This window comes from Undibacterium sp. RuRC25W, assembly GCF_049339825.1.
In the GTDB taxonomy this organism is placed as follows: domain Bacteria; phylum Pseudomonadota; class Gammaproteobacteria; order Burkholderiales; family Burkholderiaceae_D; genus Undibacterium.
In genome coordinates this window covers 114,966-127,157 of record NZ_JBMPPD010000001.1, presented here as the reverse complement: position 1 = coordinate 127,157, position 12,192 = coordinate 114,966, and the positions used below count along the sequence as shown (strand labels likewise).

13 protein-coding genes are annotated in these 12,192 nt (G+C 48.3%); 9 read left to right on the top strand and 4 right to left on the bottom strand.

Annotated features, from left to right (window positions below; genetic code table 11):
* Window positions 1-11: 11 nt before the first annotated feature.
* The 8 genes from ACO0KV_RS00585 (at window position 12) to ACO0KV_RS00550 (ending at window position 8,033) form a co-directional block, all read left to right on the top strand.
* On the top strand, window positions 12-2,405 hold the full coding sequence (locus ACO0KV_RS00585) for a bifunctional salicylyl-CoA 5-hydroxylase/oxidoreductase (protein WP_423038849.1): 2,394 nt from the start codon (window positions 12-14) through the stop codon (window positions 2,403-2,405).
* Between the two features lie 8 nt (window positions 2,406-2,413).
* Window positions 2,414-3,217: an SDR family NAD(P)-dependent oxidoreductase gene (locus ACO0KV_RS00580; protein ID WP_423038847.1), complete on the top strand. Its 804-nt coding sequence runs from the start codon at window positions 2,414-2,416 to the stop codon at window positions 3,215-3,217.
* Window positions 3,214-3,720, top strand: coding sequence for a MarR family winged helix-turn-helix transcriptional regulator (locus tag ACO0KV_RS00575; protein WP_423038845.1), 507 nt, complete (start codon window positions 3,214-3,216; stop codon window positions 3,718-3,720). Before ACO0KV_RS00580 ends, ACO0KV_RS00575 begins: the two co-directional genes overlap by 4 nt.
* A 19-nt stretch (window positions 3,721-3,739) precedes the next feature.
* The gene (locus ACO0KV_RS00570; RefSeq protein WP_423038843.1) at window positions 3,740-4,594 is read left to right on the top strand and encodes an enoyl-CoA hydratase family protein; all 855 of its coding nucleotides are present in this window, start codon (window positions 3,740-3,742) and stop codon (window positions 4,592-4,594) included.
* 2 nt (window positions 4,595-4,596) lie between these two features.
* Complete coding sequence (locus ACO0KV_RS00565; protein WP_423038839.1) at window positions 4,597-5,790, top strand: acyl-CoA dehydrogenase family protein; 1,194 nt, start codon at window positions 4,597-4,599, stop codon at window positions 5,788-5,790.
* Between the two features lie 5 nt (window positions 5,791-5,795).
* A complete protein-coding gene (locus ACO0KV_RS00560) occupies window positions 5,796-6,188 on the top strand; it encodes a RidA family protein (RefSeq protein ID WP_423039065.1) in 393 nt (130 codons plus the stop codon).
* 285 nt (window positions 6,189-6,473) lie between these two features.
* Window positions 6,474-7,649, top strand: a complete 1,176-nt coding sequence (locus ACO0KV_RS00555; RefSeq protein WP_423038837.1) for an acyl-CoA dehydrogenase — start codon at window positions 6,474-6,476, stop codon at window positions 7,647-7,649.
* 54 nt (window positions 7,650-7,703) lie between these two features.
* Window positions 7,704-8,033, top strand: coding sequence for a helix-hairpin-helix domain-containing protein (locus ACO0KV_RS00550; RefSeq protein WP_423038835.1), 330 nt, complete (start codon window positions 7,704-7,706; stop codon window positions 8,031-8,033).
* Window positions 8,034-8,083: 50 nt separating this feature from the next.
* Here the strand turns inward: ACO0KV_RS00550 and hslO are convergent, their stop codons facing one another.
* Together hslO and ACO0KV_RS00540 are read right to left on the bottom strand one after the other, a co-directional pair.
* Window positions 8,084-9,010: an Hsp33 family molecular chaperone HslO gene (gene hslO, locus ACO0KV_RS00545; protein ID WP_423038833.1), complete on the bottom strand. Its 927-nt coding sequence runs from the start codon at window positions 9,008-9,010 to the stop codon at window positions 8,084-8,086.
* Between the two features lie 68 nt (window positions 9,011-9,078).
* A complete protein-coding gene (locus ACO0KV_RS00540; RefSeq protein ID WP_423038831.1) occupies window positions 9,079-9,603 on the bottom strand; it encodes a gamma carbonic anhydrase family protein in 525 nt (174 codons plus the stop codon).
* A gap of 186 nt (window positions 9,604-9,789) precedes the next feature.
* Here ACO0KV_RS00540 and ACO0KV_RS00535 point away from each other — a divergent pair, with 186 nt between their 5' ends.
* Entirely contained in the window at window positions 9,790-10,593 is an 804-nt protein-coding gene (locus tag ACO0KV_RS00535) for a ferritin-like domain-containing protein (protein ID WP_423038829.1), read from the top strand.
* 170 nt (window positions 10,594-10,763) lie between these two features.
* Here ACO0KV_RS00535 and ACO0KV_RS00530 read toward each other — a convergent pair whose 3' ends face one another.
* Complete coding sequence (locus tag ACO0KV_RS00530; protein ID WP_423038827.1) at window positions 10,764-11,399, bottom strand: GIN domain-containing protein; 636 nt, start codon at window positions 11,397-11,399, stop codon at window positions 10,764-10,766.
* 168 nt (window positions 11,400-11,567) lie between these two features.
* Entirely contained in the window at window positions 11,568-12,122 is a 555-nt protein-coding gene (locus ACO0KV_RS00525; protein WP_423038825.1) for a GNAT family N-acetyltransferase, read from the bottom strand.
* Between the last annotated feature and the right edge of the window lie 70 nt (window positions 12,123-12,192).

Below are 12,192 nucleotides of genomic sequence, written 5' to 3'. Positions count from 1 at the left end.
TGGGACAAGATATGAATATTCTTTGCATCGGCGGTGGCCCAGCCGGATTGTATTTTGCGTTGTTGATGAAGAAGCAGAATCCGGCACATCAGATTACCGTGGTAGAAAGAAATCGCCCTTACGATACCTTTGGTTGGGGTGTGGTGTTTTCTGATCAGACGCTAGGAAATCTGGTCAAAGCCGATGAAGAAACAGCACGTTCCATCTTGCAGGCATTTAACCATTGGGATGATATTGATACCCATTTTAAAGGGCAGGTTGTTACATCGGGCGGACATGGATTTTGTGGCATCGGCAGAAAACGTCTTCTGAATATTCTGCAAGAACGTTGCGAATCCTTGGGCGTTAAACTGGTATTTGAAACAGATGTGATTGACGATCAGACCTTGGCGGCGCAATACAATGCTGACCTAGTGATTGCCTCCGATGGCTTAAATAGCCGCGTCAGAACACGCTACGAAGCAACGTATCAACCTGATGTAGATACGCGCAAATGCCGCTTTGTTTGGCTCGGAACGAAAAAACTCTTCTCAGCGTTTACGTTTGCTTTTGAAGAAACCGAGTTTGGCTGGTTTCAGGCACATGCTTACCAGTACGATGGTGATACCGCGACATTTATTGTTGAGACACCAGAAGAAGTCTGGCTGAAAGCCGGCATCGACAAAATGTCGCAAGAAGAAGCCATCCAGTTTTGCGAACGTATTTTTGCTAAATACTTGGACGGCAACGCATTGATGGCCAATGCAGCGCATTTACGCGGTTCAGTAAACTGGATTAAGTTCCCGCGTATCATTTGCAAAAATTGGGTTCATTGGAACACGATTGTTGATAAGCAAGTTCCTGTAGTATTGATGGGCGATGCAGCACATACCGCGCATTTTTCGATCGGTTCAGGTACCAAACTGGCACTCGAAGACGCCATCGAGTTAACGAACAGTTTTGCGCAGTTGGGGCACGAAGGAATGGCAGCGGTGCTGGCGCATTATCAGCTACGACGATCAATAGAAGTCTTGAAGATTCAAAGTGCGGCGCGTAATTCGATGGAGTGGTTTGAAAATGTCGCGCGCTATACCGCATTAGAAGCACCCCAATTTGCGTATTCGATGCTTACGCGAAGTCAGCGTTTGTCGCATGAAAATCTGCGGGTCAGAGATGCCAGCTATGTACGTAGTTTTGAACGATGGATTGCTGAACAAGCATTTAGCAAAGCTGGCTTGCCGATACCGCCTGCTGCGCAGACCATTCCACCCATGCTGACACCGTATAAATTGCGTGATGTCGTTCTTAAAAACCGTATCGTTGTGTCGCCAATGGCGCAATATTCAGCGGTCGATGGTGTTGCTGGTGATTATCATCTGGTGCATCTCGGTAGTCGTGCGATGGGGGGGGCTGGGTTGGTTTTTGCTGAGATGACTTGTGTATCCGCAGACGCGCGCATCACGCCTGCGTGTCCGGGCTTGTACACGGAAGAACAAACCATCGCCTGGAAACGGATTGTTGATTTTGTTCATTCCAATACAGACGCGAAGATTGCGATGCAACTGGGACATGCTGGTGCAAAGGGGTCGACAAAAGTTGGGTGGGAAGGCATCGATCATCCATTGAATAGCGATAACTGGCCACTGATCTCCGCTTCAGAACAGCAGTATTTGCCAAGTGTTTCACAACTCGCTCGCGCAGCGACTCGTGCTGATATGGATCGTGTTATTAATGATTTTGTGAAAGCAACTAAAGCGACTTCCCATGCTGGATTTGATTGGCTGGAATTGCATTGTGCGCATGGCTATTTGTTGTCGAGTTTTATTTCTCCATTGACGAATCAACGTCAGGATGAATATGGCGGCACATTAGAAAACCGTTGCCGCTTTCCTTTGGAAGTCTTTTCGGCGATCCGTGCCGTGTGGCCGGAGAGTAAGCCAATTTCCGTCCGTATCTCGGCGCATGATTGGGTAGAGGGTGGTATCACGCCAGATGACGCTGTTGAAATTGCCAAGTTATTCAAAGCGGCGGGTGCAGACCTGATTGATTGTTCATCAGGGCAGGTCAGTAAAGCGGAGAAGCCTATATTTGGACGGATGTTCCAGACACCGTTTTCTGATCGTATCCGCAATGAAGCACAGATTCCCACGATGGCGGTGGGTTCTATTTTCGAAGCCGACCATGCCAACAGTATTATTGCCTCGGGCCGTGCTGATTTGTGCGCTGTGGCACGGCCGCATCTCGCTGATCCTGCATGGACGCTGCATGAGGCAGCTAAGTTGGGTGTGACTGAGATTGGTTGGCCTAAGCAATACTTGGCAGGTAAATTCCAGTTAGAGCGTAATTTAGAACGCGAACGTCAGATCGCTGTCGCAAGTTCTGGGTTGACGCCACAGCAGATCGCTGCCAAGTTGTTGGAAGGATAGGAATAACTATGCAGCCTACAACAAAAAAACACGCTTTCATTACCGGCGGAGGCAAGGGAATTGGTTATGCGATTGCCCAAACTCTGTTGACGGGAGATTATCGGGTAACGATTGCCGGACGAAACGAAGAGGTGCTGCGCATGGCTGCGGGTCAGCTTTCGGCGATGGTTCCAGTGACCGATGAAGCTGCTGCGTCCATGGTTGCCTATGTAATTATGGATGTTGCCAATGCTGCGTCGGTGCGGGATGCAATAGCAGTCGCGACTGCGCGTTTTGGATCGGTTAATATTTTAGTTAATAATGCTGGTCAAGCAAGTTCAGCCCCGTTCTTAAAAACCGATCCACAACAATGGCAAGATATGCTTAATGTCAATCTGATGGGCACAGTACATTGTACACGGGAGGTGTTACCTTCGATGTTGGTTAACGGCTGGGGGCGGATTATCAATGTGGCGAGCACGGCTGGTCGCGTCGGTTACCCTTACGTGAGCGCCTATTGCGCAGCGAAGCATGCCGTTGTCGGACTGACGCGTTCTTTAGCTTTAGAAGTGGCGAACAAGGGCGTGACAGTCAACGCCGTTTGCCCAGGATATACCGAAACAGATATCGTGAAAGACGCGGTGACAAACATTATGGACAAGACTGGACGTTCGGAAGAACAGGCGCGCTCTGCGCTGGCAGCGGGCAATCCTATGCAACGTCTTGTGCAGCCTGACGAAGTGGCCAATACCGTTGCCTGGTTATGCCAGATGCAAGCGAGTGCAATGACTGGTCAGGCGATTGCTGTTGCCGGTGGTGAGGTGATGCAATGAGTGCCGACTTCCATGTTAATGAACTTGATTCTGGCTCGGATCTGGAAACGCGCCTCACTGAAGAGCATCACGATTCTCTTCGTTTGTGGTTGCGCATGTTGTCGTGCACCGTCATGGTGGAGGCAGAGATCCGTTCGCGCTTAAGAAATGAGTTTGGCATTACCTTGCCGCGTTTTGACCTGATGGCACAACTCGAGCGCTATCCTGAGGGCTTGCGTATGGGGGAGTTGTCAAAGCGAATGATGGTCACCGGAGGCAATATCACGGGCATCACAGATCAGTTAGAACAAGAAAATCTGGTCATACGCGTTCCCGACCCGAAAGATCGCCGAGCCTATAGTGTCATGCTGACGCCAGCAGGACGCACTGCGTTTAAGCGGATGGCGGCAGTCCACGAGGCATGGATCGTCGAGCTGTTTGCAGGCATGCCAGCCAAAGATAAAACTCATTTATCGACATCACTGTCGCAAGTGAAAACACATTTGATCACATCAAAAAAATAAGTCAGAACAGGAATAAACAATGAAATATCTTCCAGGGCAGACCCATCAATTACCTGGTGGCCGCCAATATCTTGCAGCCTATGAGGCGCGTCACTTTTATTTTGAAGTGGCTGACGCCGTGGCGACGATCATTCTGAATCGTCCGGAGCGTAAAAATCCACTGACCTTTGAATCTTATGCCGAGTTACGTGATTTGTTCCGCGCATTGGCGTATGCCGACGATGTGAAAGCGATCGTGATTTCAGGGGCCGGAGAAAATTTCTGTTCAGGCGGCGATGTGCACGAAATTATCGGTCCATTGACCCAATTGGACATGCCGGGTTTGCTAAGTTTTACGCGTATGACGGGCGATCTGGTCAAAGCGATGCGTGCTTGCCCACAACCGATCGTCGCAGCCGTGGATGGCGTCTGTGCGGGCGCTGGTGCGATTCTGGCGTTGTCATCGGATATTCGTTTTGGTACTGCGCGCTGCAAGACAGCCTTTTTGTTTACACGTGTAGGATTGGCGGGGTGCGATATGGGAGCCTGTTCTATTCTGCCTCGCCTTATTGGTCAGGGACGTGCCTCTGATTTGCTTTATTCCGGACGCTCTATGTCTGGTGAAGAGGGAGAACGCTGGGGATTTTTTAATCGCTTAAGTTCGCCGGATGATGTGCTTTCTGATGCTCATCATTATGCTAAAACCCTCGCTGAAGGGCCGACCTTCGCTCATGCGATGACAAAAAAAATGTTGCAGCAAGAATGGAATATGGGTGTGGATGAAGCCATCGAGGCTGAAGCACAGGCGCAAGCGATTTGCATGATGACCAATGATTTTCATCGTGCTTATCATGCCTTTGTGGCGAAACAAAAGCCTGTCTTTGAAGGAGATTGAGTATGACGCAAATACTTGTAGACCGTAGTTATCTGGATTGGCCATTTTTTGATGAGAGGCACCGTGACCTGCAACAGCAACTCGACACGTGGGCTGCAGTGCAGATTGCAGACACGCATGGTCATGATGTCGATCAGGCTTGCCGCGATCTGGTCACGCAACTTGGTGAAGGCGGCTGGCTACGGCACGCGATTGCTGGGCAGGAATATGGTGGTATCAATGAGGTGATCGATACCCGCGCTATCTGCTTGCTGCGTGAAACACTGGCCCGCCATTCCGGACTTGCTGATTTTTCTTTTGCAATGCAAGGACTGGGGTCTGGTGCGATTAGTCTGTTTGGTACGCACGCGCAAAAGCAAGCGTATTTACCTGCTGTCGCATCCGGAAAAAAAATTGCCGCCTTCGCTTTATCAGAGCCAGATGCGGGTTCTGATGTCGCTTCGATGCAATGTGCGGCAACGTTGGATGGCGATCACTACGTATTGAACGGCGAGAAAACCTGGATTTCGAATGGTGGTATCGCCGATATGTATGTCGTTTTTGCCCGCACGGGTGAGGCGCAGGGGGCGCGTGGTATCTCCGCTTTTATCGTTGATGCGGACTCTATAGGGTTGGAGATCGCAGAGCGGATAAATGTGATTGCCCCACACCCGTTGGCGCGCCTGAAGTTCACTGATTGCCGTATCTCTGCATCCCAACGCATTGGTGAATCGGGTCAGGGATTTAAGGTGGCAATGGCGACATTGGATGTGTTCCGGACATCGGTTGCTGCAGCGTCGCTGGGATTTGCCCGCCGTGCACTGGATGAGGCACTGCATCGGGCGACGACCCGTAAAATGTTTAATCAGACACTCGCAGATTTTCAGTTGACGCAGGCGAAATTTGCGCAGATGGCAACAGCGATCGATAGCTCGGCCTTATTGATTTATCGTGCCGCATGGCAACGAGATCAAGGGAGAAAAGTCACTAAAGAAGCGGCCATGGCAAAACTGTCCGCGACAGAGAGTGCGCAGCAGGTCATTGACGCTGCATTGCAGATGTTCGGTGGACTTGGCGTTGTGTGCGATGTGCCGGTTGAGCGCCTTTATCGTGAAATACGTGCCCTGCGCATCTATGAAGGAGCCAGTGAAGTCCAGCAATTGATTATCGGCAGAGAATTACTCAAAGAGTTTGCTGCTACCAGAACAGAGGAATAACTATGATAGAAATACTTCAGCCAGCAGGGTGGGTGAGACCGCGTGGTTATTCCAATGGCATGGCAGCGTCGGGGCGCACAGTCTGCGTCAGCGGCATGATAGGCTGGGACGCGCAAGGGCAGTTTCATACCGATGATTTTGCCGGGCAGGTGCGACAAGCGTTGCAAAATATCGTCGATGTGTTGGCAGAAGCCAACGCCAGGCCAGAACATATCGTACGTATGACTTGGTATATCACCGATAAAAAAGAATATATCGCTGCCTATAAAGAAATAGGTGGCGCCTATCGCGACATTATTGGCAAACACTATCCGACCATGACGGCGGTGCAGGTTTCAGCCCTTATCGAAGATCGTGCTAAAGTAGAAATTGAAGTTACCGCTATTGTCCCAGAATGAAGTGGTGTTGTGCCTGATAGTATGCAAAATGCTGTGCATCAATGTGACACTATTGTAGCGGTATCAGATAGGTGTAGACGGAATATACTGGACAGCGCGAGCGACCCGCGCTATCGTCGTAGCCCATTACTGGTATGCAAAATGAATAAAAATTTGTTTTAATTGCAATTATTTATTGATGTCAGAAGCGTCATAAAATAGCAGCAAGCACAGTAACGACGAGTGGTGTAATCTTGTCAGGATTTAGGTAGAAAATTGATATAAAAAAATAATCAGGAGAATTAGATGGCCAAGGCAGTATTTAGTTGGGAAGACCCATTGTTATTGTCGTCGCAGTTGACGGACGAAGAGCGCATGGTGCAGGACGCAGCGCGCACATACTGTGAAGAAAGACTCGCACCACGTGTGTTGGAAGCTTTCCGTCACGAGAGAACAGATCCAGCCATCTTCCGTGAGATGGGTGAACTTGGCTTGTTAGGTTCAATGATTCCGAGCCAATACGGCGGTGCTGGCCTGAACTATGTGTGCTATGGACTAGTCGCACGTGAAGTTGAACGGATTGATTCCGGTTATCGCTCCATGATGAGTGTCCAGAGTTCACTGGTCATGGTGCCAATTAATGAGTTCGGTAGCGAAGCACAAAAACAAAAATACCTGCCTAAATTAGCAACAGGTGAGTGGATCGGTTGCTTTGGTCTGACGGAGCCGAATCATGGTTCTGATCCTGGTAGCATGGTCACACGCGCCAAAACGGTACCAGGTGGTTATTCGCTCTCTGGCGCTAAAATGTGGATCACCAATAGTCCCATCGCCGATGTGTTTGTTGTCTGGGCAAAAACAGATGATGGCCGTATTCGTGGCTTTATCCTGGAAAAAGGCTGGAAAGGTTTATCTGCACCGGCAATTCACGGCAAAGTTGGTCTGCGCGCATCTATCACTGGTGAAATCGTGATGGACGAAGTTTTTGTTCCAGAAGAAAACCTGATGCCGCACGTTGAAGGTCTGAAAGGACCATTTACCTGCCTCAATTCAGCCCGTTACGGTATTGCATGGGGTGCACTCGGTGCAGCCGAGTTCTGCTGGCATACCGCTCGTCAGTACACTATGGATCGTCAACAGTTTGGACGTCCACTGGCAGCCAACCAGTTGATACAGAAAAAACTGGCAGATATGCAAACTGAGATTACGCTGGCGTTACAAGGCTGCCTGCGTCTGGGACGTATGAAAGATGAAGGCACTGCAGCGGTAGAAATTACCTCCATCATGAAGCGTAACTCCTGCGGAAAATCATTGGACATCGCCCGTATGGCGCGCGATATGCTGGGTGGTAATGGTATCTCTGATGAGTTCGGCATCGCCCGTCATCTGGTGAACTTAGAAGTGGTAAACACCTACGAAGGCACGCATGATATTCATGCGTTGATCTTGGGACGTGCGCAAACAGGGATCGCTGCGTTCTGATTTCTTGCTGTCAATGAAAAAAGCCAATGACCATGCAGGTGATTGGCTTTTTTCATGTCCTTTGCAATAACGTATCACAAACTTTTAATAAATATGCATCCTGAAAAAGTCGACCGACTCCACTTAAATAAATTAACCGACTTGCCCAATATCGGTAAAGCTGGTGCAGAGGATCTGCGCTTGCTCGGCATTCATACGCCAGATCAACTTGTCGGTCGTTGTCCTTATGAGATGTATGAGCGTTTATGTGAGGTCACGGGTGTGCGTCATGATCCTTGTGTGATTGATGTGTTTATATCGGTGACCCGGTTCATGGATGGCGAGTCAGCTCAGGCGTGGTGGGCATATACAGAGGAACGTAAACAGGTGTTACGACTCAAATAAAAAAGGCTGACGCAGCGTCAGCCTTTTTTAAAATGGGTATTTCTACCGTCTTAGTGTTTCACTTCCGTTGCCGGAATCGTTCCTTCAGTCAGCGTTTTGGCTGCAAATAACTGAGCGCAGTCAACCTGATCGAACCCATAGTGCTTGCCGCAGAAGTCGCAGTTGATATCCAGACGGCCAATTTCAGTGATGGCATCATCAACTTCAGCTTGGCCTAACATTTTGAGCATATCGCCCACTTTTTCACGAGTGCAGCTGCAATGGAATACCGGATGCAAAGGATCGAATACCCGCAAGGTTTGTTCCCAGAACAGGCGTCGCATCAGTGTTTCAATATCTGTGCTCAACAGCTCTTCCTGTTTCAGAGTGTCGCCTAACATTACCGCATGCGCCCACATATCCTCGCCGTCTTCCGCTTGTACGCCGGAGCCGCCGATTTCTGGTAATTTTTGCAATAACATGCCACGGGCAACTTTGTCATCCGCAGCCAACCAGAGTTTTGTATCAAGCTGCTCTGAGCGAAGCATGTAGTTTTCAATGATGGTAGCAATACTGTCGCCATCTAACGGAACGATTCCTTGATAGGCTTGCTGTCCTGGCATTTTATCGTTCGGGTCGAGTGTAATCACAAACCGCCCCTGACCGTGTGCGTGGACGAGTTCTTTAATTGTTTCGTGATCATTTATTACAGCATCATCAGCTAATTTTGCAGTAGCTCGCAGACGCAGATCGGCATCACATTCGACGACCATCAGTTTCACTGGGCCATCCCCATGAATCTGCATGATCATGGTGCCATTAAATTTTAAATTGGCTGACAGAAGAGCGGAGGCCGCCATCAGTTCGCCCAGTATTGTTTGTACTGCTTTGGGGTAGGCTTTGTGAGACAACATTTGTTGCCATGCCGATTCAAGTTCAACCAGTTCACCGCGGACGCCGGCATTTTCGAACATGAATTTTTGTAAGGTGTCAGTCATATCTTTTACAGTTTTCTAAAGCAGTTAGAACTCACGCAACGCTTAATGCCATTGCATCGGCATTATCTTTAATCGATACGCTTGAGTTCAGTTTTGTATAGTTGACCACGCAGAGCGTAGTTATCAGTGTTGCGGTGCATGCCACGCACATCTTGTTCAGTCAGTTGACGTACCGCTTTCGCTGGTGAGCCAATGATCAGTGAGTTGTCAGGGAACTCTTTGCCTTCGGTGATCAATGCGCCAGCGCCAACTAAGCAGTTTTTACCAATTTTTGCACCATTCAAAATGACAGCCTGAATGCCAATTAGCGACCCTTCGCCAATCGTGCATCCATGCAGCATCGCCTGGTGGCCGATGGTGACATTTTTGCCCACTACCAAAGGAAAGCCCGGATCGGTGTGTAAAATACAGCCTTCCTGAACATTACTGTTTTCGCTGATGGTAATGAGTTCGTTATCACCGCGAAGTGTTGCGTCAAACCAAATACTGGCTTTCGCTTCTATTTTTACTTTGCCAATAATTTTAGCCGTGTCGGTAATGTAAGCTGACGGATCGATGTCCGGGGCGATGTCACCTAATTGGTAGATGGGCATGATTTTTCCGTAAAATAGAGGCTAATAAGAATAATTGGATCCAAAACATGAATGAAATTTCTTGTTAATAAAGAATAAACATAGGAATTCATACTGTTTTTGGCCGCACGAAGACGCTATTTTAACGCCGCAACGAGGCTTGCGTTGAAATAACCAGAAAATGAGTATTTTGAAAACGGATTTTTAATGGAATTACGCGCTGCAGTGTTGCAGGCTTTACTTGCAACCGATACAAATCACAAATGCGCCATACTGAGTGCAATTTCTGATGACGTCGAAATCAATTCTGAACATCAGTTTGATGTGCCCGCTGGAATTCCAGGGCGCCCAGCAAAACCTGACTTAATTGCACCTGGTAAAGTCGGACGGCGCTCTATGGTCACGCTCGAAGGGCGCGCCATTCTGGTACATGCCCTCGCGCATATTGAGATGAATGCAATTAACCTAGCGGCTGATATTTTATGGCGATTCGCAGGTATGCCTGAGCAGTTTTACCGTGACTGGTTAAAGGTGGCAAAAGAAGAGGCTTATCATTTTCAGTTGCTGGAAGCGCATTTACAAACGATGGGTTATCAGTACGGGTCGTTTCCTGCGCACAACAGTTTGTGGGAAATGGCTGAAAAAACAAATAATGACCTACTTGCCAGATTGGCGTTAGTGCCGCGCACGTTAGAGGCGCGCGGTCTGGATGTGACTCCCGGATTAGCCGCGAAGCTGGCGCAGGCAGGGGATCAGGCCGGGGCTGATATTATGGGGATTATTTATCGTGATGAAATCGGTCACGTCGCGATTGGTAATGATTGGTACAAGAATTTATGCGATGCACAGGGGCGCGATACCATAGAAACATATGCCTATCTGGCGGCACTCTATCAAGCACCAAAACTCAGAGGGCCGTTTAATTTGGATGGCCGTAAAAAAGCTGGTTTCAGTGACGCTGAGTTGGATGCGTTACAACAACAAGAAAGTCATCGCACCGAAGCTGCATAAAAAAAGGCTCTGAAGCCGGTACTTCAGAGCCGCACTCTACTTAATCGTTCATGATGTAGATCACTCAAGCCTTGCCACTGGCCGGTTATCTTGCACAGTATGTTGTGTACTTATGCAGTTCTGCGTGTGTTGATCAGATAATACAATCAGAGTTCAATGAGCGGTGTAGTTTAGTCGCCCGCTTTAATGCTGCCAATCCCTTGTACTGCTTTACTGATCGTTTTTGGATGCCCAAAATAGGTCAGACTACCAATCCCTTGTAGAGAAGCATTCAGTTTATCTAGTGCCGTAACGTTGATGGTGCCAACGCCTTCGCCCTTTACTTCAACCTCATTTGCGGCAACATCTTTCATGTCGATTGAACCGACACCTTCTGAGCGGATTCTTAAGTGCCTGACCTTGCCATTGGCGGTCAGGCTACCGGCACCTTCGTAGGAAAGGTCAAAATCATCGGTATTGAGATGATTGATTTTGATGGAGCCTGCTCCTTGGAATGTCAATCGTTTCAAATCGGGAACGGTAACCACGATCTCATCGGTGCTGCTGTACTTGAGACTCATTTTGTTTTTTTCTGCGATGATCAATTCGTTGCCTGTGACCGTCGTCGAAAACTTCTCTATGAATTTACTATCACCTTTGAGTGTGATCGATTGGGTTTTTCCAACTTCAATTGTGATTTTGCATGCACTTTGCGTGTTGATACTATTAAAAGCTGACACATGACGGGTTTGTTCATCAGCAAATGCCGAGCTGCTGATCAGGTAGACTGTTAAACCTAATGTGGCAGCTGTCAGAATGGTGCGCATAGGATATTCCTCGTTCTTAATAGCGTTCGAATCCGTCATATTGGAAAACGATCATGATTGAAGACTTATTCAGTCCTGTTTTTTAAGCTTGACACCATTATGAAGACTTTCGATTTGCGGTACCATCAACATGTGACGAATTACAAAAACACCTGTATGGAATGCATTTTAACTGGGTTTGATGTCATTAGTGGCACTGTCTGCATGCTTTTCGAACAGCAATAAATCCCTCCAAACACCACTTCGCAGAACAGCGGATCGAGAATGTCCAAATTGGGTGAATCCACACTTTTTGATCACCGCAATGGAGGGCAAGTTATCTGAGATGATCATGGCTTCAACACGCCATAGCTTGAGTTCATTAAATGCATAGGCAAGCACCGCATTCACAGCCGTTGTCGCATACCCTTTGCCTCCATGTTTCACGCTGAATCGGTAGCCAAGTGATGCCTTGAAATAGTGTTCTCGTTCGATGCCACGCAGCGTAATTCTGCCAATAATTTCATCTCCCAGCCACGCCAGATAATGATATTCACGCTGTGCATGTGCAGACCATTGTGCTTGTTCAAGACTGCTTTGAACCGCCTGCGTTGAGTAAAAGTGATCGCCGCGACTTGCAATCCATTGCTCAAAATGGAGACGATTCTCCAGTTCAAATGCCAACACTGCATGGGAGTGACTCGGGAGCGCTGGCGTGATTTGAATTTGATTGATGAGGGGCATGGCCTACTAAGACTGTCAGATGTGCATTCAATCTTAATTTAAATGATGCTTTAAATGTAATATATATTTA